General features: G+C 62.9%; 18 protein-coding genes and 1 tRNA gene. 12 read left to right on the top strand and 7 right to left on the bottom strand.

The window, feature by feature from the left end; all coding sequences use genetic code 11:
- The first annotated feature begins 44 nt into the window (after positions 1 to 44).
- From G455_RS0108915 to G455_RS0108870, 9 genes are all read left to right on the top strand, one after another.
- On the top strand, positions 45 to 2,018 hold the full coding sequence (locus G455_RS0108915; protein WP_028093387.1) for an AMP-binding protein: 1,974 nt from the start codon (positions 45 to 47) through the stop codon (positions 2,016 to 2,018).
- A 78-nt stretch (positions 2,019 to 2,096) separates the two neighbouring features.
- On the top strand, positions 2,097 to 2,915 hold the full coding sequence (locus G455_RS0108905; RefSeq protein WP_028093386.1) for an ABC transporter ATP-binding protein: 819 nt from the start codon (positions 2,097 to 2,099) through the stop codon (positions 2,913 to 2,915).
- 77 nt (positions 2,916 to 2,992) lie between these two features.
- Positions 2,993 to 3,979: a branched-chain amino acid ABC transporter permease gene (locus G455_RS0108900; RefSeq protein ID WP_028093385.1), complete on the top strand. Its 987-nt coding sequence runs from the start codon at positions 2,993 to 2,995 to the stop codon at positions 3,977 to 3,979.
- A gap of 124 nt (positions 3,980 to 4,103) precedes the next feature.
- On the top strand, positions 4,104 to 4,358 hold the full coding sequence (locus G455_RS0108895; protein WP_028093384.1) for a hypothetical protein: 255 nt from the start codon (positions 4,104 to 4,106) through the stop codon (positions 4,356 to 4,358).
- A gap of 3 nt (positions 4,359 to 4,361) precedes the next feature.
- Positions 4,362 to 5,438 (top strand): branched-chain amino acid ABC transporter permease, encoded by a 1,077-nt coding sequence (locus G455_RS0108890; RefSeq protein WP_028093383.1) that lies wholly within the window; start codon positions 4,362 to 4,364, stop codon positions 5,436 to 5,438.
- Between the two features lie 79 nt (positions 5,439 to 5,517).
- Positions 5,518 to 6,801 (top strand): ABC transporter substrate-binding protein, encoded by a 1,284-nt coding sequence (locus G455_RS0108885; RefSeq protein ID WP_028093382.1) that lies wholly within the window; start codon positions 5,518 to 5,520, stop codon positions 6,799 to 6,801.
- A 103-nt stretch (positions 6,802 to 6,904) separates the two neighbouring features.
- On the top strand, positions 6,905 to 7,729 hold the full coding sequence (locus tag G455_RS0108880) for an ABC transporter ATP-binding protein (RefSeq protein ID WP_028093381.1): 825 nt from the start codon (positions 6,905 to 6,907) through the stop codon (positions 7,727 to 7,729).
- A 45-nt stretch (positions 7,730 to 7,774) separates the two neighbouring features.
- The gene (locus G455_RS0108875) at positions 7,775 to 8,947 is read left to right on the top strand and encodes a phenylacetate--CoA ligase family protein (RefSeq protein WP_028093380.1); all 1,173 of its coding nucleotides are present in this window, start codon (positions 7,775 to 7,777) and stop codon (positions 8,945 to 8,947) included.
- 282 nt (positions 8,948 to 9,229) lie between these two features.
- The gene (locus tag G455_RS0108870; RefSeq protein WP_229861719.1) at positions 9,230 to 10,840 is read left to right on the top strand and encodes an ABC transporter permease; all 1,611 of its coding nucleotides are present in this window, start codon (positions 9,230 to 9,232) and stop codon (positions 10,838 to 10,840) included.
- A gap of 150 nt (positions 10,841 to 10,990) precedes the next feature.
- Here G455_RS0108870 and G455_RS0108865 read toward each other — a convergent pair whose 3' ends face one another.
- The 3 genes from G455_RS0108865 to G455_RS0108855 all read right to left on the bottom strand — a co-directional run bounded on the left by G455_RS0108865 (position 10,991) and on the right by G455_RS0108855 (position 12,507).
- On the bottom strand, positions 10,991 to 12,007 hold the full coding sequence (locus G455_RS0108865; RefSeq protein WP_028093378.1) for a Fe(3+) ABC transporter substrate-binding protein: 1,017 nt from the start codon (positions 12,005 to 12,007) through the stop codon (positions 10,991 to 10,993).
- A gap of 223 nt (positions 12,008 to 12,230) precedes the next feature.
- Positions 12,231 to 12,356: a type B 50S ribosomal protein L36 gene (gene ykgO, locus G455_RS0108860; RefSeq protein WP_028093377.1), complete on the bottom strand. Its 126-nt coding sequence runs from the start codon at positions 12,354 to 12,356 to the stop codon at positions 12,231 to 12,233.
- A gap of 76 nt (positions 12,357 to 12,432) precedes the next feature.
- Positions 12,433 to 12,507 (bottom strand) — tRNA-Val (locus G455_RS0108855).
- Between the two features lie 168 nt (positions 12,508 to 12,675).
- On the opposite strand from G455_RS0108855, the gene G455_RS0108850 reads away from it, so the two are divergent.
- Positions 12,676 to 13,536 carry an N-formylglutamate amidohydrolase gene (locus G455_RS0108850; protein WP_028093376.1) on the top strand — a complete coding sequence of 287 codons (861 nt, stop codon included), beginning with the start codon at positions 12,676 to 12,678 and terminating at the stop codon, positions 13,534 to 13,536.
- Positions 13,537 to 13,575: 39 nt separating this feature from the next.
- Here G455_RS0108850 and G455_RS0108845 read toward each other — a convergent pair whose 3' ends face one another.
- Positions 13,576 to 14,208 (bottom strand): MSMEG_1061 family FMN-dependent PPOX-type flavoprotein, encoded by a 633-nt coding sequence (locus G455_RS0108845; RefSeq protein WP_035366459.1) that lies wholly within the window; start codon positions 14,206 to 14,208, stop codon positions 13,576 to 13,578.
- A gap of 104 nt (positions 14,209 to 14,312) precedes the next feature.
- Positions 14,313 to 15,578, bottom strand: a complete 1,266-nt coding sequence (locus tag G455_RS0108840) for a DNA polymerase IV (RefSeq protein ID WP_028093374.1) — start codon at positions 15,576 to 15,578, stop codon at positions 14,313 to 14,315.
- Between the two features lie 88 nt (positions 15,579 to 15,666).
- On the opposite strand from G455_RS0108840, the gene G455_RS0108835 reads away from it, so the two are divergent.
- A complete protein-coding gene (locus tag G455_RS0108835; protein ID WP_229861711.1) occupies positions 15,667 to 16,104 on the top strand; it encodes an NUDIX hydrolase in 438 nt (145 codons plus the stop codon).
- Between the two features lie 241 nt (positions 16,105 to 16,345).
- Here the strand turns inward: G455_RS0108835 and pyrF are convergent, their stop codons facing one another.
- On the bottom strand, positions 16,346 to 17,041 hold the full coding sequence (pyrF, locus tag G455_RS0108830; protein WP_028093372.1) for an orotidine-5'-phosphate decarboxylase: 696 nt from the start codon (positions 17,039 to 17,041) through the stop codon (positions 16,346 to 16,348).
- An 84-nt stretch (positions 17,042 to 17,125) separates the two neighbouring features.
- Positions 17,126 to 17,401, bottom strand: coding sequence for a hypothetical protein (locus tag G455_RS0108825; protein WP_028093371.1), 276 nt, complete (start codon positions 17,399 to 17,401; stop codon positions 17,126 to 17,128).
- 241 nt (positions 17,402 to 17,642) lie between these two features.
- Here G455_RS0108825 and clpB point away from each other — a divergent pair, with 241 nt between their 5' ends.
- A complete protein-coding gene (gene clpB, locus G455_RS0108820) occupies positions 17,643 to 20,264 on the top strand; it encodes an ATP-dependent chaperone ClpB (protein ID WP_028093370.1) in 2,622 nt (873 codons plus the stop codon).
- The last annotated feature ends 106 nt before the right edge of the window (positions 20,265 to 20,370 follow it).

Genomic DNA, 20,370 nt, shown 5'->3' with positions numbered 1-20,370 from the left:
CGGTCAGGGCCGGCCGATGTGCCGGACAGGGAGGAGAATATACATTGGCTCAGACGCAGTCTGGCGCCGCGGGGCTTTTGTCGCTCCCCGCGCTGCTTCATCGTAACGCCACCCAATATGGGTCGGCCCCCGCCTATCGGGAAAAGGAATTCGGGATCTGGCAGAGCTGGACCTGGGCCGAGACCGAGAAGGAGATCGAGGCGCTGGCGCTGGGGTTGCTCAACCTCGGGGTCAATGAGGGCGATTTCGTCGCGATCATTGGCCGCAACCGACCGTCTCTTTATTGGTCGATGGTCGCAGCGCAGTCGGTCGGCGCGATTCCGGTGCCGCTCTATCAGGACGCGGTGGCCGAGGAGATGGCCTATGTTCTGGGTCATTGCGGCGCGCGTTTCGTCATCGTCGGCGACCAGGAGCAGGCCGACAAGGTGATCGAGGTGCAGGACCAACTGCATCAGTTCGAACATCTGGTCTATCTCGATCCGCGCGGTATGCGGAAATACGAGCATTCCCACCTGCACCAGTATTCCCATGTGCAGGACCAGGGCCGTGCGGCCCATGACGAAAACATCAACGAGTTGGAGCGGCGGCGGGCGAAGCTTGATTACGACAGCACCTGCGTGATGCTCTATACCTCGGGCACCACGGGTCGGCCAAAGGGCGTGGTGCTGTCGAACCGCAATGTCATCGAGACGTCGCGCAATTCCGCCGCCTTCGACAATCTGACCAAGGGTGAGGACGTCCTGTCCTATCTGCCGATGGCCTGGGTAGGGGATTTCATCTTTTCGGTCGGTCAGGCCTATTGGTGCGGCTTCTGCGTGAACTGCCCGGAAAGCGCCGACACGATGATGACCGATCTGCGCGAAATCGGGCCAACCTATTTCTTCGCGCCGCCGCGGGTGTTCGAGACCCAGCTCACCAACGTGATGATCCGGATGGAGGATGCGGGCGCGCTGAAGCGGCGCATGTTCCACCACTATCTGGCCCATGCCAAGAAGGTGGGCGGGCGTATCCTCGATGGTAAGCCAGTTGGCCTCTGGGACCGGATCAAATACGCCATCGGCAACGCGCTGGTCTACGGGCCCTTGAAGGACACGCTGGGGCTGGGCCGGGTGCGCGTCGGCTATACAGCCGGTGAGGCGATCGGGCCGGAGATTTTCGAGTTCTACCGCTCGCTGGGCATCAACCTGAAGCAGCTCTATGGCCAGACCGAGGCGACGGTGTTCATCACCGTGCAGCCCGATGGCCAAGTGCGTGCCGATACCGTCGGCGTGCCGGCGCAGGATGTGGAAATCAAGGTCGGCGACACGGGCGAGATCTTCTATCGCTCGCCCGGGACCTTCGTGGAATATTACAAGAACCCCGAAAGCACCGCCTCGACCAAGGATCCGGAGGGCTGGGTGGCCACCGGCGATGCCGGCTTCTTCGAGGAAGAGACTGGCCATCTACGCATCATTGATCGGGCCAAGGACGTGGGCAAGCTGGCAAACGGGGCAATGTTCGCGCCGAAATACGTCGAGAACAAGCTGAAGTTCTATCCCGACATTCTCGAGGCCGTGCTGTTCGGCGACGGTCGCGATCACTGTGTCGCCTTCATCAATATCGACCTGGTGGCGGTGGGAAACTGGGCCGAGCGCAATAACATCGCCTATGCCTCCTATCAGGAATTGGCGGGGCATCCGAAGGTGCTCTCTTCGATCCAGAGCCATGTCGAGGCGGTCAACCGCTCGGTGGCGGAGGATGCAATGCTGTCGGGCTGCCAGATCCATCGGTTCGTCGTGCTGCACAAGGAACTGGACGCGGACGATGGCGAGATGACCCGCACCCGCAAGGTGCGCCGCCGCATCGTCGAAGAGAAATACGCCGATATCATCGCCGCGCTTTACGATGGGTCGGAGCGGATCAGTACCACGACCGAAGTCACCTATGAGGACGGTCGCAAGGGGTCGATCAGCGCCACGCTGGAGCTCCGCGACGCCGCGGTGGTGCCGGTGACGCCGCAGCGGATGGCCGCGGAATGATGGCGGCGGCGGGGCGCGGCATCGCGGAGAGAACCGCCTCTGGCGGTCAGAGTATGAGCGACAAGAAGGAGGCGGCGCGTGCTTGATCAGGCCGAAGGTTTCGTCACCGCGGATGGCCGCAAGATCGGCGGCGTGGTGATGGAGATGAAGAACATCACCCTGCGGTTCGGCGGTGTGGTGGCGATCAAGGATATCTCGTTCGACATCCGCGAGGGAGAGATCCGGGCGATCATCGGGCCCAACGGGGCCGGCAAGTCCTCGATGCTGAACGTGATCTCGGGGTTTTACACTCCCTCCGAGGGGGAGGTCTGGTTCCGCGGCAAGAAACGGCCGCCGATGCGCCCCTATGAGGTGGCGCGCCAGGGCATCGCGCGGACCTTTCAGAATATCGCGCTGTTCGATGGCATGAGCGTGCTGGACAACGTGATGACCGGGCGGCTGACGCAGATGAAAGCGGGGCTGTTTTCGCAGGCTCTGTGGAAGGGCCGGGCCGAGAAAGAGGAAATCGCCAATCGCGAGATGGTCGAGCGGGTGATCGACTTCCTGGAAATCCAGCACATCCGCAAGACGCCGGTGTCGCGGTTGCCCTATGGGCTGAAGAAGCGGGTGGAACTGGCCCGCGCCCTGGCGGCGCAGCCCAAGCTGCTGTTGCTGGATGAGCCGATGGCGGGGATGAACGTCGAGGAGAAAGAGGACATGTGCCGCTTCATCCTCGATGTGAATGACGAATTCGGCACCACCATCGCGTTGATCGAACACGACATGGGCGTGGTGATGGATCTCTCGGATCGCGTCGTGGTGATGGATTACGGCAAGAAGATCGGCGACGGCCCGCCTGACGAGGTGCGCAGTAACCCCGATGTGATCGACGCATATCTGGGGGTGGCACATGACTGAGCGGCGCGGGCAAACGCCAGGAAAATTCGAATTTTCTTGGCAAAATTCTTCAAAGAATTTTGCCGGAGGGGGGAGCCATGTCTGATCAATTTCTTTTCGCTGCGGAGGTCACGCTGAACGGGCTGATGTCCGGCGTGCTCTATGCGCTGGTCGCATTGGGTTTCGTGCTGATCTACAAGGCTTCCGGCATCTTCAACTATGCCCAGGGGGTCATGGCGCTTTTTGCGGCGATGACGCTGGTGGGGATCATGGACGGACAGGTGCCGTTCTCGCATCTGATCAACGCCATCTTTGGCACCGAGATTCACCATTTCGGCTGGCATTTGCCCGGGCTTCTGGCGATCCTTTTGACCATGGTGGTGATGGCGGGGCTGGCCTGGTGCGTGCAGCAATTCGTGATGCGCCACCTGATCGGCCAGGCGCCGATCATCCTGTTCATGGCAACCATCGGGTTGGCCTATCTGCTTGAAGGCGTGGCCGATCTGATGTGGGGATCGGAGATCCGCAAGCTTGACGTCGGGCTGCCGCAGGGGATCAACGAGACGATCGACAGCGTCACCTATGGCATGTTCGGCTATGGGTTCTTTATCGACAACCTTGATATCGTGGCGACGGTGATCGCGGCGCTTCTGGTGATCGCGCTGGTGATCTTCAGCCAGTACACCAAACAGGGCCGCGCCATGCGGGCGGTGGCGGACGATCACCAGGCGGCGCTGTCGGTGGGGATTTCGCTGAATTTCATCTGGGTCATGGTCTGGTCGGTGGCGGGCTTCGTCGCGCTGGTCGCGGGCATCATGTGGGGCACCAAGTCGGGCGTGCAGTTCAGCCTGTCGCTGATCGCGCTGAAGGCGTTGCCGGTTCTGATGCTGGGCGGTTTCACCTCGATCCCGGGGGCCATTGTCGGCGGGCTGATCATCGGGGTCGGCGAAAAGCTGTTCGACTTCATGTTCGGCCCGATGCTGGGCGGTGCGACCGAGAACTGGTTCGCCTATGTTCTGGCGCTGCTGTTCCTGGTGTTCCGGCCGCAGGGCCTGTTCGGTGACCGGATCATCGAGAGGGTCTGATGGTGCATCGCTTTCGCATAGGGGGCGCCTTTGTCGACCGCATGCCAGCCGATCCGGCGGGGGCGGTGGCCTTGCGGTCCCCCCGGTCGGGCGCAGCGTGGAGCCTCGGGGCGGAGGGGGCGGCATGAAGAAGCTGATCGCCATTCTCGCCGTGGTGTCCTGGTCGGGCTTCTGGGCCTTTGGCTATATCGCGCTGGGCGCAGACGGCGTGTCGGAGAGACAACTGGTGATTGCCGCCGTATTGGCCTTTGCCGGCTTCCTGACCGGGGTGCTGGCCTATCTGAAACTCTGCCGCGCCTCGGAGGAGGCCGGATTGGAACGTCGCCGCCAGATGGACCCGGCGCGACGCGAACGGGCGCAGGCCCAGGGGAGGAGCTGAATCGTGTTTTACCGTGAAGCGGGGGATTTCAAGACCTCCTACCTTGAGGACAACCAGACCTTTCCGATCCGGTTCGATCGCTATCGCTATTATGCGGTGCTGGCGGTGGCCTTTCTGGTGGTGCCCTTCATCATCAACGATTACTGGGCCAATGCCATCCTTTTGCCGTTCCTGATCTATGGCATCGCCTCGATCGGGCTGAACGTCCTGACCGGCTATTGTGGTCAAGTCAGCCTTGGCACCGGCGGCTTCATGGCGGTGGGGGCCTATGCCTGCTACAAGCTGATGACTGCTTTTCCTGAGGTCAGCATGTTCATTCATGTAATCCTCGCCGGGGGCATCACCGCAGTGGTCGGCGTGCTGTTCGGTCTGCCGTCCTTGCGGATCAAGGGGTTCTATCTGGCGGTGGCGACGCTGGCGGCGCAGTTCTTCCTGGTCTGGCTGTTCAACCGGGTGCCGTGGTTCTACAACTACTCTGCCTCGGGGCAGATCTCGGCGCCCGAGCGCAGTGTCTTCGGTGTTCTCATCACCGGGCCGAACGCGCCGTCTTGGGCCACCTATCTGTTCTGTCTGATCTTCCTGACACTGGCCGGCATCATCGCCCGCAACCTGACCCGTGGCACCGTCGGACGCAGTTGGATGGCAATCCGCGACATGGATATCGCGGCCGAAATCATCGGGGTGAACCCGCTCAGGGCCAAGATGACGGCCTTCGCGGTCAGCTCGTTCTTCGTAGGTATCGCCGGGGCGCTGTTCTTCTCGATCTACCTCGGTGCGGTCGAGGTCGGCGAGGCCTTCGGTATCCAGAAATCGTTCCTGGTTCTGTTCATGGTGATCATCGGCGGGCTGGGGTCGATCTTCGGGTCGCTGGCGGGCGCGGCCTTCCTGGTGGTGTTGCCGGTTGTCCTGAAGCTGATCGGTGTCGATATCCTGGGCTGGCCTACCGATATCGTTGCGCATTTCCAGCTGGTTATCGTGGGGGCGCTGATCATCACCTTCCTGGTGCTGGAGCCGCATGGCATCGCCCAGCTCTGGCGGGTGATCAAGGAAAAGCTGAGACTTTGGCCCTTCCCGCACTGAGCGGGGGGCAGGCACCCTGTCCGGTGGGTGCGCATGGTATGCAAGGAACATCGGACAAACCAATGGGAGGAGGACCCCGATGAAGACGAAACTGACTGCGCTGGCCCTTGGGGCGCTGATGGCGGCGGGACCGGCTGTGGCCGATCTGACGATCGTCGACACCAGCTATCGTACTGGGCCTTACGCGGCGAACGGCATCCCGTTCTCGGATGGCTATCAGGATTATTTCACCCTGCTGAACGAACGCGATGGTGGCATCGGCGGCGAGCATATCAACATTGTTGAATGCGAAACTGGCTATAACACCGAGAAGGGCGTCGAATGCTATGAGGGGACCAAGGGCGACGAGCCGCTGGTCTATGAACCGCTGTCGACCGGGATCACCTATCAGCTGATCCCCAAGGTGACGGCGGACGGCTTCCCGATGCACACGCTGGGCTATGGCCGCACCTCGGCCAAGAACGGCGCGGTGTTCCGCAACATCTTCAACTATCCGGCCAACTATTGGGATGGCGCCTCGGTTGCGATCGAACATATCCTCGATCAGGAAGGCGGCGACATCAAAGGCAAGAAGATCGCGCTGGTCTATCACAACTCCGCCTATGGCAAGGAGCCGATCCGCACGCTCGAGGAGCTGGCGAAGAAGCACGGCTATGAGCTGAGCCTGCTGCCGGTGGATCACCCCGGTCAGGAGCAGAAGAGCCAGTGGCTGCAGATCCGCCGGGAAAAGCCGGATTACGTGATCATGTGGGGCTGGGGCGTGATGAACCAGGTCGCCATTCAGGAGGCGGTGAACATCCGCTATCCGATGGATCATTTCATCGGCATCTGGTGGTCGGGGTCGGAAAACGACGTGCTGCCGGCGGGCAAGGGCGCCAACGGCTACAAGGCGCTGACCTTCCACAACATCGGTTCGGATTATCCGGTCTACGACGACATGAGAAAATATGTGGTCGAGGCCGGCAAGGCCGCAGGCGCGGGCGATCAGCTTGGCACCACGCTGTATAACCGCGGCATGTATGCCGCGATGCTGGCGGCCGAGGCGATCAAGACCGCGCAACAGATCGCCGGGACCTCCAAGATCACGCCGGCGCAGATGCGTGACGGTATGGAAGCGCTGGAAATGACCGAAGAGAAGATGGCGGCGCTGGGCCTGCCGCACTTCGGACCGGCCTTCAAGGTCACTTGCGAGAATCACGGTGGCGACGGCTATGCCGCAGTGACGCAATGGGATGCCGATGCCGGCGCCTACAAGATGATCACTGGCTACATGCAGTCCGACCAGGAGGTGCTGGCGCCGCTGATCGAAGAGGATTCCATGGCTTATGCCAAGGAAAACGGCATCACGCCCGGTTGTAACTGAAACAGCGATTGAACCAGGGAAGCGGCGGCGCGCCGCCGCTTCCGCCGAACCGTCAAACCGTCCGCGAGGCTTCTGTCGCGGGACGTGGAAAGAAGGACACCAGATGCTGGACGCCGGATCTACCAGAGAGACCCTGCTTGAGGTCAACAATATCGAGGTGATCTACAACCATGTGATCCTCGTGCTCAAAGGTGTGTCACTGAACGTGCCCAAGGGCGGCATCACTGCCCTGCTGGGTGGCAATGGCGCCGGCAAGACCACTACGCTCAAGGCGATTTCGAACCTGCTGCAATCCGAGCGCGGAGAGGTCACCAAGGGAACGATCAGATACCGTGGTGAGGTGGTGCAGGCTTCCGATCCCGCCGATCTGGTCCGCAAGGGGGTGATCCAGGTGATGGAGGGGCGCCATTGTTTCGAGCATCTGACGGTCGAGGAAAACCTGCTGACTGGGTATTACACCCGGAACACCGGCAAGGCCGAGATGATGCGCGATCTGGACAAGGTCTATACTTATTTCCCACGACTGAAGGAGCGCCGTCGCAGCCAGGCCGGCTATACCTCGGGGGGCGAACAGCAGATGGTGGCGATCGGTCGGGCGCTGATGTCACGGCCCGAAACGATTTTGCTGGATGAGCCCAGCATGGGACTGGCACCGCAGCTGGTGGAGCAGATTTTCGAGATCGTGAAGGATCTGAACGAGAAGGAAGGCCTGACCTTCCTGCTGGCCGAGCAGAACACCAACGTGGCGCTGCGCTATGCCCATTACGGTTACATCCTGGAATCCGGTCGGGTGGTGATGGACGGCCCGGCGGCGGAGCTGCGCGAAAACCCCGACGTGAAGGAATTCTACCTCGGTGTCTCGGAAGAGGGCCGCAAGAGCTTCCGCGATGTGCGCAGCTATCGCCGCCGCAAGCGCTGGCTGAGCTGAGCCGATCGTGAATTCCGAGGGCAGCAAGGACAAGGACCCCAAGAAATGACCGCCTACTTCGACGATCTGGAGACCCGCTCGGCCGATGCCCGCGCGGCGGCGCAACTGGAGGCGCTGAACGCCAATCTGGCGCGCAACGGGATGGCGCCCCTGGCCGATCTGGCCGGCCTGGCGGCGCTCCCGGTGTTGCGCAAATCCGAGCTCAGCGCGCGGCAGAAGGCGCAGCCGCCGTTTGGCGGGCTGCCGGTCAGCAATGCGGTTCATATCTTCCAGTCGCCCGGGCCGATCTATGAGCCGGGCGGGATCAGCCTCGACTGGTGGCGGATGGGCCGTTTCCTGAACGCCGCCGGCATCGGCAAGGGCGATATCGTGCAGAACTGCTTTGGCTACCACCTGACGCCCGCCGGCATGATCTTTGAGAACGGCGCCCGCGCGGTGGGGGCGGCCGTGGTGCCCGCCGGCACCGGGCAGACCGAGCTGCAGGCGCGCGCCGCCCATGACATCGGGGTGACCGCCTATGCCGGCACGCCCGATTACCTGAAGATCATCCTCGACAAGGCCGAGGCGATGGGGCTGGCCTTGAAGATCACCAAGGCGGCGGTTGGCGGCGGGGCGCTGTTCCCCTCGCTGCGCCAGGAATACGCCGATCGTGGCATCGCCTGCCTGCAAAGCTATGCCACCGCCGATCTGGGCAACATCGCCTATGAGAGCGCTGCAATGGAGGGGATGATCGTCGACGAGGGCGTGATCGTCGAGATCGTCACCCCCGGCACCGGCACCCCGGTGGTGCCGGGTGAGGTGGGCGAGGTGGTGGTGACCACGCTCAATCCCGATTACCCGCTGGTCCGCTTTGCCACCGGCGATCTGTCGGCGGTGCTGCCGGGGCAATCGCCCTGCGGGCGCACCAACATGCGGATCAGGGGCTGGATGGGCCGGGCCGATCAGACCACCAAGATCAAGGGCATGTTCGTGCGCCCCGAACAGGTGGCGCAGCTGGTCGAGAAACATGCCGAGATCGTCAAGGCCCGGGTGATCGCGACCCGCGAGGGCGAGATGGACGCGATGACGGTGCGGATCGAGGCGGAGGGCGGCGATGCCGGCGCCTATGCTCGCAGCGTTGCTGATCTGTTGAAGTTGAAGGGCGCGGTCGAGGTAGTGACGCCCGGCAGCCTGCCGAAGGATGGCCTGGTGATCGAGGATCTGCGCAAATACGACTGAGCCGGTATCGGTGAGCTGGGCGAGAGTGGTCGGGCTTTCGTTGAAAGCCCGGTTGCGCCCCTGCGGGACGCAGCCTCCGGCGGGGATATTTGCAGCCAGAAAAAGGCCGCAGGGGCACGACCGTGCCGGGGCGCGCGCGCCGATTGGCACTGGAAAAAACGCCCCCGAGCGCAGATAAGGGGGGCAAACCGGAGCCCCGCCTTGTCCCAGAGCAGTTGCGTCACATCCCAGACAGAGCTTGCCCCCGGGGGCACCCGCCGCAAGGCGCGCGGCACCCGCGCGCTGGCGTCGATCGCGACGCTGGTGGCGGCTGCCTGTCTGTTGCCGATGTTGGCGGTGGCGCTGGCGGCGGTCACCGGCGGCACTGATACGGTCGAGCATCTGATCGCGACCGTTCTGCCGGGATATGCCGGAACCACGGTGTTTCTGGTGGTGATGGTCTCTCTCGGGACCTTTGCGCTGGGGGTTGGGGCGGCTTGGTTGGTGACGATGACGCGGTTTCCCGGTGTCCGTGCGTTGGAGGTGGCCTTGGTGCTGCCGATGGCCTTCCCGTCTTATGTTCTGGCCTATGCCTATACCTATATCCTGGATTACCCCGGTGTGGTGCAGACCGCGTTGCGAGGGATGACCGGGTGGGGGTCGCACGATTACTGGTTCCCCGAGATCCGCTCTACCGGCGGGGCGGCGACCATGTTGATCCTGGTGCTGTATCCTTACGTCTATCTGCTGACGCGGGCGGCGTTTCTGCAGCAAAGTTCGGGCGCGTTTCTGGCCGCGCGGACCTTGGGGCATAGCGCCTGGTCGGCCTTCTGGCGGGTCAGCCTGCCGATGGCACGGCCGGCGATTGCCGGCGGTGTGCTGCTGGCGGTGATGGAGACGATCGCGGATTTCGGCACCTCGGCCTATTTCGGGGTGCAGACCTTTGCCACCGGGATTTACACCAGCTGGTTCACCATGGCTGACCGCGCGGCGGCGGCGCAACTGGCGCTGTGTCTGCTGGCCTTTGCCCTGGTGCTTGCCGTCGCGGAACGCAGCAGCCGAGGCGCGGCGCGGTATCACGCCGCCGGCAAGCGCCATATGAAGATGCCGCCCGAACCGCTGACCGGCCTGCGCGCGGCTCTGGCCTTTGGGCTTTGCGCGCTGCCGGTTGTGTTGGGCTTCGTCCTGCCGGCGGTGGTGCTGGCGGTGATGGGGCTTGACGGGCAGCAGGATTTGCTGAGCCGGCGATACCTGCGCTTCATCCACAATTCGCTGACGCTGGCGGGGACGGCGGCGGTGGTGACCGTTTGTGCCGCCATCGCGGTGGGGTTCTATCAACGGCTCAAGCCCGGGCGGCGGTCGACGGCGACGGTCTATCTGGCGCGGCTGGGATATGCCGTGCCGGGCGGGGTGATCGCGGTCGGTCTGATGGTGCCCTTCGCCGCCTTCGACAATACGCTCGACGCCTGGATGCGTGCGACCTTCGATATTTCCACCGGGCTCTTGATCACCGGGTCGATCTGGTTGCTGGTCGCGGCCTATATGGTGCGGTTCCTGGCTGGGGCGCTTGGGGCCTATGAGGGCGGGCAGAGCACGGTGCATGCCAATATGGACGCCGCCGCGCGGTCACTGGGGGAAACGCCTCTGGGCACGCTCAGGCGGATTCATCTGCCGATCCTGACGCCCAGCCTGCTGACCGCCCTGCTGATCGTCTTCGTCGATGTGATGAAGGAGTTGCCGGCGACGCTGATCATGCGGCCGTTCAATTACGATACGCTCGCGGTGCAGGCCTATCGCCTGGCTTCGGATGAGCGGCTGGAAGGGGCGGCCGTGCCGTCGCTGGTGATCGTGGCGATCGGGCTCTTGCCAGTGATCCTGATCTGTCGTCAGGTCGGGCGGCACGACCGGGGCTGAAGCGGTTTTGCGGCCGATCCGGGGGCGCTGCCCCCGGGCCCCCGCCGTATTTTCGACGAGAAGAAGCCCCGGGATGGAGGCGGAAACGAAAGCGCCGCCCGAGGTGTCGGGCGGCGGCGTGTTTTGCGGTGATCCCGGAGAGGGATCAGGTCATTTCCAGCCGACCTCGTCGAAGATCTTCTGCGCTTCGGGGATTTGCTTGGCGACGACCGAGAGGTCGATATCGTCGGGTTTGAAGAAGCCGAGCTGGGCGACGCTGGGCGGCAGGCCGACGCCGGGGACTGCCGGGTATTCGTCATTGCCGGCCGAGAAGTATTTCTGTGCCGAATCGCTGGAGAGATATTCCAGGAACTTGATGGCATTCTCGCGGTTTGGTGCGTTCGCCGCGACGCCGGCGCCGGAGAGGTTCATATGCGCGCCATAGCTGTTCTGATTGGGAAAGATCCAACCGATCTTGTCGAGGTGGTCGCTGACGCCCTCGACATCGGTGCGGATGGTGCGGGCGAAGTAATAGGTGTTGGCCACCGCGATCTCGCATTCGCCCGAGGCCAGGCCGCGCAGCTGATCGGTGTCACCGCCCTGCGGTGCGCGGGCCATGTTGTCGACCACGCCCTGGGCCCATTCCTTGGCCTTCTCGGGGCCGTCATGGGTGATGAGTGCCGCCAGCAGCGTCTGGTTGTAGGTGCTGGTGGAGGACCGGATGCAGACCATGCCCTTATATTTCGGGTCGGCCAGCGCCTCGTAGGTCTGGGGCGGGTCGGTCACGTCCTGCTTGTTGTAGAAGATCACCCGGGCGCGTTGGGTGAAGCCGAACCATTCGTTGTCCTTGTCCTGCAGGTAGGCGGGGATGCGCGCCTCGAGCACGGGGCTGTCGATCGGCTGCAGGATGCCGGCGTTCTTGGCGCGCTCCAGCCGCGAGGTGTCGACGGTCAGCACCACATCGGCGGGCGAATTGCGCCCTTCGGCCTTGATCCGGGCGATCAGCTCGTCCGCCTTGCCTTCGATGCGGTTGACGGTGATGCCGGTGGCCTCTTCGAAATCGGAATAAAGCCGTTCGTCAGTATCGTAGTGGCGTGAGGAATAGATGTTCACGTCGCCGCCGGCGAAGGCGGCGGGGGTCATTGCGGACAGCAGGGCCGCGGCGCAGGTCAGGGAAAGTGTTTTCATTGCAAGGAGCCTCCTTCTTCCGATCCCGGGGTGGATGCCGGATCATGCCACAGATAAGGGATTCTGACACAACGGCAACACAAACTTGAGTGTTTTGATCGGAAACCGGGAGGCGGGGAAGATTCGATGTAGGCGAATCGTTGGGCGTGAAAAAGCCGGGGCACAAAAGAAAACCGCGCCCGAGGGGCGCGGTTTCAAACGGATTGCAATCCGACCTGATCGCTCAGCCTTGACGGGCTTTATAGCGACGCTGGGTCTTGTTGATCACATAAACCCGGCCTTTGCGACGCACGATCCGGCAATCACGGTGCCGGTTCTTCAGCGAGCGGAGCGAGTTCTTGACCTTCATGGCCTGTCTCCTGTCCTGCGGCGCGGGCCAGCGCCAGTGATTACGGGGCCCCGGAATTTCCGGGACAGTGAATTCATGGTGGGCGGTACAAGGTTCGAACTTGTGACCCCTACGATGTCAACGTAGTGCTCTACCACTGAGCTAACCGCCCATGAATGCCTGCGCGACCTCTCTGCCCCATTTGTCGATGGCTTCCCATAATCAAATGGGGCGCGGAAATCCGCGCCGGTAGCGGGGTCTATAATCAGACTCGTCGGGGTGATCAAGGGCTTTTGACAAAGGATTCTGCAAGCTATTGTCCGAAGGGTGAGGAATGTCGATGTCGAACCCTGCTTTTTACCTGTTTCACCCTGCCCGGCACCTCTCCAGTGTCGTATTCGCCTCGCCCCACAGCGGCCACGAATACCCTGAGGGATTCGTTCGCGCCTCGGTGCTGGACCGGCAGGCGATCCGGTCGTCCGAGGATGCCTTTGTCGATCGGCTGTTCGATTGTGCCCCCGCATTCGGGGCGCCTTTTCTGTGCGCGCGGGCGCCGCGGGCCTATGTTGATCTGAATCGCAGCCCTGATGAGCTTGATCCGGCACTGATCGAGGGGGTGCGGCGGCACGGGCACAACCCCCGGGTGGCCTCTGGGTTGGGGGTGATTCCCCGCGTGGTGTCGAACGGACGGGCGATCTACCGCGGGAAATTGCCGATGAGCGAGGCGCAGGCACGGCTGGATGCACATTGGCGGCCCTATCACGCAGCGTTGCAGGATTTGCTGGATCAGGCGCATCACCGCTTTGGCGAAGCGATCCTGATTGATTGTCATTCCATGCCGCATGAAGCGATGGACGGGGTTGCGCGCCGCGGCGCCCCGCGGCCCGAGATCGTTCTGGGTGACCGTTTCGGTGCGGCGGCCAACGGCGGGATTGTTGACCGGGTCGAGGCCGCCCTGGTCGGCGCCGGGCTGGTGGTGTCGCGCAATACGCCTTTCGCCGGCGCCTATGTCACCCAGGCCTATGGCCGGCCATCGCGGCGCCAGCATGCGATCCAGATCGAAATCGACCGCCGCCTTTACATGGATGAGCGGCGAATCGAGCCGAATGCAGATTTTGAGGCCTTTCGCGCGTTGCTGCGTGGGGTGATCGCTGAAATCGCGGCGATCGGATTGCAGGAGGCCCCGCTGGCGGCCGAATGAGAGGTGAAGCCGGAGAGGGCGGCGAATCGCCCGCTTTTTTCAGTAGAGGCGAGTGCGTTCATCCGCGCTGTGATCGTCTTCGACCTCTTGCAGGGTCTGCTCCCTGTCGACGGTCGCGATGACCCAATCCGCCAATGTCGGGGCGGTCTTGCGCGCTGGCCACTTGTCCGGATGCCAGAGCCGTGACCGGATGAAGGCCTTGGAGCAGTGCATGAAGGCTTCTTCGATCTCGACAACCATGGCCAGAAGCGGAGCCTTTCCATTCACGGCAAGACGGTCGCTGATCGCCTTGTCCTTCACGATGCGGGCTTTGCCGGCGATCCGCAGAGTGTCCCCGTGTCCGGGGACGACGAACAGCAAGGCGATGTTGGGATCCTCCAGAATGTTCTGAAAACCGTCGACGCGATGGTTCCCCAGCCGGTCGGGAATGATGAGCGTCTTGTCGTCGTAGACTTCGACGAAGCCGGAGGGGTCGCCTTTGGGGGAGACGTCAATCAGGCCAGAGGAGGATGATCTTGTCGCGACAACCAGGAAGGGGGCGAGCGAAATGAAGGTGCGGGCAACCTCGTTCAGGCGATCGCTCACCTTAAGAAAGGTATTGGTGAAACCTTCGGTGGGCATCAACTCGCGCAGCCGGGACAGGCTTGTGATTTCTTCGTCGATCGACAGCATTCGTGACCTCCTCCCATAAGCATCGCCAATCAGCCTAAGTCCGAATAGGGCGGTGCGGCAAGAAATGCCGGGGTGTTCGGGAGAGGCGCGGACCTGTTGTCGGCTCAGCGCAGGGCACGGCCTTTGCGAATCGCATCCTTGCCGAAGCGGCGGCGAATCTCGTCGGTGGCGCGCTCGGCGGTGCTGCGTCGCTCTGCTCCCGAATCGAGCAGATCGCCCGATAGGCCGGCTTGGTTCTCGGGGCAAAGCTCGCTCAACCCGACCCCCAAAAGGCGATAGGGGCCAGTATCGCCGCGGTGATCGAACAGCTCACGCGCGGTGCGATAGATGGTGTCGGCCATCTGGCTGGGCTCGCGCAGGGCGTGGCGGCGGGTCAGAAGGGAATGATTGGCGCGTTTCAGCTTCAGCACGATGACGCGCCCCGCCAGCCCCTTGGCCTTGGCCCGGTCCGAGACCTTTTCCGACATGCGCCACAGGTGGCCGTCGAGGATGTCTTCGTCAGCAGTATCCTCGTTGAAGGTGGTTTCGTTCGAGATTGACTTGATCGGCGCATGGGCGGTGACGCGGCGACGGTCGTTGCCGCGCGCCAGGTGATACAACCGTTCTCCCATTGTACCGAAGCGCGCGTGCAGGTCGCGTTGATCCCAGCGCAGCAGATCGGCGAAGCTGCGGATGCCGGCCCGGTCGAGCGAGGCCTGGGCAGCGGGACCGATGCCCCAGATCAGCCGCACCGGCTTGTCGTGGAGGAAATCCGCCGTTTCCGCCTTTCCGATCACCGAAAATCCGCGCGGCTTGTCGAGATCTGAGGCCACCTTGGCGAGGAACTTGTTGTGGCTGAGCCCGATCGAGCCGGAGATTCCCAACTCGTCCCGCATACGCTTGATCAATCGGGCCAGCATCACCGCCGGCGGCGCCCCATGCAGTTTCGTTGTGCCGGAAAGATCCATGAACGCCTCGTCCAGAGACAGCGGTTCCACGTCGGGCGTCAGCTCCTCCATCATCGTGCGGATGGCGCGGGAAACCTCGGCATAGACTTCCATCCGGGGCCGGATCACCACCGCGTCGGGGCAGAGCTTGAGCGCCTGGAACATCGGCATGGCCGAGCGTACGCCGCGGATGCGCGCCACATAGCAGGCGGTTGAGACCACGCCACGCTTGCCGCCGCCGATGATCACCGGTTTGTCGGCCAGCGCCGGGTTGTCGCGTTTTTCCACGCTGGCATAGAAGGCGTCGCAATCCATGTGCGCGATGGTCAGGTCGAACAGCTCGGGATGTGAAAGCAGGCGCGGGCTGCCGCAGGCCGCGCAGCGCTGCCCCCTGCGAGAGGGGGTGTCAAATCGGGTCAGGCAATCACGGCAAAGAGAGGGCATGAGACAGAGCTGGCGAAAGGGCACGGCGCCGCATATCTGTTCTGGGGTGGCGGCCACGAGATTAGGACAATAGGGAGCGACAGTCATCATGACAAACTCCGATATGACCGGAGCCACCGATTTCGCGGGATCGAAGTTGGCGCTTTTTCTCGGGCCAGAGCTCGTGGTGATCCTGCGCGACGACAAGCCAGATATTCCCTGGCCGGGGCATTGGGATTTCCCCGGCGGTGGCCGGGAGGGGGCGGAAAGCCCGCTGGACTGCGCGCTGCGTGAAACATCTGAGGAAATCGGGCTGGTTCTGACGCCGGAACAAGTCTCCTGGGGGACCAGCTATCTCAGGCCGCATGGACGCGTGTGGTTCTTTGCTGCGCATCAGCCGGCATGGCGGGTCGATGATCTGCGGCTTGGCGACGAAGGGCAGGAATGGCGGCTGATGTCGCCCGAGACCTATTGCAACCATCCGCTGGCGGTGCCGCATTTCGCAGAACAGCTTTCGCAATATCTTGCGTATTTGCAGGGGAATTGAGCGCGCGTTCCCTCTTGGGAAAGGCCCCCCGCAGCCAAGGCGGGGGGAGGTAACGAACCTCAGGAAGAAAACGGTTCGTTGGGGGAGTGTCTCATAAGACAGGGTCGCCCAAGACCGGCCGCTTGGGAAGCGCGGCGAAGTCCCTGGTGAAACAGATATTTTATATGTGTTGTTTTTGGCACATCTGAGGGTTGAGCTTCCGCAAGGGAAGCTCTTGCCGCCTGACAGCCCCGCCGCGGGATCAGAGCGTGGCGAGTTCGTCGACGATGGCCTGGGCCGCGGCGCGCGGATCGGGAGCCTGCCAGACAGGGCGCCCCACCACGATGTGATCGGCGCCAGCCGAGATCGCGCTGGCCGGGGTGGCGACGCGCTTTTGATCGCCAAGAGCGGCTCCGGTCGGGCGCACCCCAGGGGTCACGATCAGCCGGCCAGCCGCTTCTGGCAGCGCGCGGATCATCGCGGCCTCCTGCGGGCTGGCGATGACGCCGTCGGCGCCCGCGTCAAAGGCGCGCCCGGCACGTTCCGCGACCAGATCGGGAATGTCACCGGCACGGATCAGGCCCTCGTCCAGATCCGCCCGGTCGAGCGAGGTCAGGATGGTGACGGCAAGGATTTTCAGATCCTTGCCGGCGGCGCCTTCCTTGGCGGCGCGCACCACATGCGGGTCGCCGTGAACGGTAAGGAAATCCAGATCGAATTGCGCAAGGCCGCGCACCGCCGCTTCGACGGTGGCGCCGATGTCGAACAGCTTCATATCCAGAAAGATGCGCTTGCCCTGTTCTGAGATCAGCTCGTTGGCCAGCCCGAGCCCGCCGCCGGTCAGCATGCCCAGCCCGATTTTATAGAAGCTGACGGCATCGCCTAGCGTTTCGGTCAGTGCCAGCGCCTGCAGGGCGTTCGGCACGTCAAGGGCGACAATCAGGCGGTCGTCGGACATCGGGGCTCTCCTTTGCGGCTGCGCGGCCTGTCTAAGCCGGGCGGGGCTGTCGGGCAAGAGCCCCCGAGGTTGCTGCGCCTTGGGTCAGGCCGCGAGCGGGAGCGCGTCCGCGGGAAGCGTGGTCGCGGGAAGCTCGATGGATATCTGACCGCTGCGGCATTCGGGCATGCGGCGCAACTGGCGCAGGGCCTCGTCGATCAGCGCGGCGTCGCGGTCTTTCTCCGAGGTGGCCACTGGCAGGCCGATGGTGCAGAACAGGGTGACGAAACGGTCGGCGAAGGCCACGCCGACATGGGCGCGATGCAGGCCCTGCGCGGCATCGGGGAAATGGTCATAAATCTCGATATCGGTGATTTGCATTTTTCTGCTCTGGACAGGGTTATTTCTATGTCGTCATTCTGATGTTTGAATCGAGCGGGAATATGGCATTGGCCGGGGTTTCCCGTGGCAGTGGAATAGCCGATTGGCAGGGCGGTTAAAAATCCTTGTTCACAAGGTCTTGAACTGCTTCGGGGGGCTCCCAAATTGAAGGGCGAGGCCCAACAAATGGCGTGCCGCGAAGCGGGCGCCGACATAGGGGCGCTTGAAAAAGGAGAGTTTCATGGACTTGAACAAGTTCACTGAGCGTGCACGCGGATTCGTGCAGGCGGCGCAGACCATTGCGATGCGCGAAGAGCACCAGAGACTGGTGCCGGAACATCTGCTCAAGGCATTGATGGATGACGATCAGGGGCTGGCCAGCAATCTGATCTCCCGTGCCGGCGGCGAGCCGGCCCGTGTGGTCGAAGCTGTCGAAGCCGCGTTGAATAAAATGCCGAAAGTCAGCGGGGATGCCGGGCAGGTCTATCTTGACGGGCAGACCGCCAAGGTGCTGGACGAGGCCGAGAAGGTCGCGAAAAAGGCCGGTGACAGCTATGTTCCGGTTGAGCGGATCCTCATGGCGCTCTGCATGGTGAAATCCGGAGCGAAGGACGCGCTGGATGCCGGTGGGGTGACAGCGCAGAAGCTGAACGAGGCGATCAACGACATCCGCAAGGGGCGCACCGCCGATAGCGCCAATGCCGAGGAGGGTTATGACGCGCTGAAGAAGTATGCCCGCGACCTGACCGAGGCCGCGGAAGAGGGCAAGATCGACCCGATCATCGGCCGTGACGAGGAAATCCGCCGGTCGATGCAGGTGCTGTCTCGCCGGACCAAGAACAACCCGGTTCTGATCGGTGAGCCCGGTGTCGGTAAGACCGCCATCGCCGAAGGGCTGGCACTGCGGATCGTCAACGGCGACGTACCCGAGAGCCTGAAGAACAAGAAGCTTCTGGCGCTGGACATGGGCGCGCTGATCGCCGGCGCGAAATATCGCGGTGAGTTCGAGGAGCGGCTGAAAGCCATCCTGAGCGAGATCGAGGCCGCTGCCGGTCAGATCATCCTGTTCATCGACGAGATGCACACGCTGGTTGGTGCCGGCAAGACCGATGGCGCGATGGATGCGGCCAACCTGATCAAGCCTGCGCTTGCCCGGGGCGAGTTGCACTGCGTCGGCGCCACCACGTTGGACGAATATCGCAAATACGTCGAAAAGGACGCCGCTCTTGCCCGCCGGTTCCAGCCGGTCATGGTCGAGGAGCCGACGGTCGAGGACACGATTTCGATCCTGCGTGGCATCAAGGAGAAATACGAACTTCACCACGGGGTGCGCATTTCCGACTCGGCGCTGGTTGCCGCGGCAACGCTGTCGCATCGCTACATCACCGACCGGTTCCTGCCCGACAAGGCCATCGACCTTGTCGATGAGGCCGCCAGCCGTCTGCGGATGGAAGTCGACAGCAAACCGGAAGAGTTGGATCAGCTCGACCGGCATATCCTGCAGCTTCAGATCGAGGCAGAGGCGCTGAAGAAGGAAGATGATGCGGCGTCTAAAGACCGGCTGGAAAAGCTGGAGAAAGAGCTTTCGGATTATCAGGAACGTTCGGCTGGGCTGACTGCGCAATGGCAGGCGGAGCGCGACAAGCTCGCTTCGGCACGCGAACTGAAGGAACAGCTGGACCGTGCCCGGGCCGATCTGGATATCGCCAAGCGGAACGGCGATCTCGCCAAGGCGGGGGAGCTGTCCTATGGGGTGATCCCGCAGCTTGAAAAGCAGCTCGCCGAGGCCGAACAGGCCGAGGAAGAGGGCAAGATGGTCGAAGAGGCGGTGCGCCCGGAACAGATTGCGGCTGTGGTCGAACGCTGGACCGGTATCCCGACCTCGAAGATGCTGGAAGGCGAGCGTGAGAAGCTGCTGAAGATGGAGGACGAGCTGCACAAGCGCGTCATCGGTCAGGATGCTGCCGTGCGTGCGGTTGCGAATGCGGTGCGTCGGGCCCGTGCCGGGCTGAACGATGAGGGCCGGCCGCTGGGATCGTTCCTGTTCCTGGGGCCGACCGGCGTCGGGAAAACCGAGCTGACCAAGGCGGTGGCCAATTACCTCTTTGACGATGACACGGCGATGGTCCGCATCGACATGTCGGAATTTATGGAGAAACACGCGGTTGCCCGTCTGATCGGCGCGCCTCCGGGCTATGTCGGCTATGATGAAGGCGGTGTGCTGACCGAAGCCGTGCGGCGTCGGCCCTATCAGGTCGTGTTGTTCGATGAGGTCGAAAAGGCCCACCCGGATGTCTTCAACGTGCTGTTGCAGGTGCTGGACGATGGGGTGCTGACCGATGGTCAGGGCCGAACGGTCGACTTCAAGCAGACGCTGATCGTGCTGACCTCGAACCTTGGGTCGCAGGCGCTGAGCATGCTGCCCGAAGGCGCCAGTAGCGAAGAGGCCAAGTCGGATGTGATGGACGCGGTGCGGGCGCATTTCCGTCCCGAGTTCCTGAACCGTCTGGACGAGATCATCGTGTTCGACCGGTTGAGCCGGAACAACATGGACGGGATCGTCGACATTCAGCTCGGCCGGCTCGAAAAACGTCTGGCAACGCGCAAGATCGCGCTGACATTGGATGCCTCGGCGAAAACCTGGCTGGCCGATGAAGGCTATGATCCGGTGTTCGGGGCGCGGCCGCTGAAGCGGGTGATCCAGACGTCGCTGCAGAACCCGCTGGCCGAATTGCTGCTGTCGGGCGAGGTGATGGATGGCGATACCATCCCGGTGTCTGCCGGGCCGGAAGGCCTGATCATCGGCAATCGGCTGACCGGTGGCAATGTCGAGGACAAGCCAGATGATGCCGTGCTGCATTAAGGGGGGCCGATAGGCTCTGACAGATCGGAACAGGCCCGCCGGAAACGGCGGGCCTTTTTCGTTTTCACGGGCATGGACAGCACTCGCCCGTGCCGGCTCGTTTTGC

This window comes from Pseudodonghicola xiamenensis DSM 18339, from assembly GCF_000429365.1.
Lineage (GTDB): Bacteria > Pseudomonadota > Alphaproteobacteria > Rhodobacterales > Rhodobacteraceae > Pseudodonghicola > Pseudodonghicola xiamenensis.
The sequence above is the reverse complement of the archived record's forward strand: the minus strand, read 5'-3'. Positions and strand labels throughout refer to the sequence as shown.

Coding starts and splice junctions, on each gene's coding strand:
- ykgO (WP_028093377.1), bottom strand. CDS start 12,356: ATGAAGGTCAAGAACTCGCTCCGCTCGCTGAAGAACCGGCACCGTGAT.
- G455_RS0108850 (WP_028093376.1), top strand. CDS start 12,676: ATGTCGAACCCTGCTTTTTACCTGTTTCACCCTGCCCGGCACCTCTCC.
- G455_RS0108880 (WP_028093381.1), top strand. CDS start 6,905: ATGCTGGACGCCGGATCTACCAGAGAGACCCTGCTTGAGGTCAACAAT.
- G455_RS0108835 (WP_229861711.1), top strand. CDS start 15,667: ATGACAAACTCCGATATGACCGGAGCCACCGATTTCGCGGGATCGAAG.
- G455_RS0108825 (WP_028093371.1), bottom strand. CDS start 17,401: ATGCAAATCACCGATATCGAGATTTATGACCATTTCCCCGATGCCGCG.
- G455_RS0108840 (WP_028093374.1), bottom strand. CDS start 15,578: ATGCCCTCTCTTTGCCGTGATTGCCTGACCCGATTTGACACCCCCTCT.
- G455_RS0108845 (WP_035366459.1), bottom strand. CDS start 14,208: ATGCTGTCGATCGACGAAGAAATCACAAGCCTGTCCCGGCTGCGCGAG.
- G455_RS0108865 (WP_028093378.1), bottom strand. CDS start 12,007: ATGAAAACACTTTCCCTGACCTGCGCCGCGGCCCTGCTGTCCGCAATG.
- G455_RS0108895 (WP_028093384.1), top strand. CDS start 4,104: ATGAAGAAGCTGATCGCCATTCTCGCCGTGGTGTCCTGGTCGGGCTTC.
- clpB (WP_028093370.1), top strand. CDS start 17,643: ATGGACTTGAACAAGTTCACTGAGCGTGCACGCGGATTCGTGCAGGCG.
- pyrF (WP_028093372.1), bottom strand. CDS start 17,041: ATGTCCGACGACCGCCTGATTGTCGCCCTTGACGTGCCGAACGCCCTG.
- G455_RS0108900 (WP_028093385.1), top strand. CDS start 2,993: ATGTCTGATCAATTTCTTTTCGCTGCGGAGGTCACGCTGAACGGGCTG.
- G455_RS0108885 (WP_028093382.1), top strand. CDS start 5,518: ATGAAGACGAAACTGACTGCGCTGGCCCTTGGGGCGCTGATGGCGGCG.
- G455_RS0108875 (WP_028093380.1), top strand. CDS start 7,775: ATGACCGCCTACTTCGACGATCTGGAGACCCGCTCGGCCGATGCCCGC.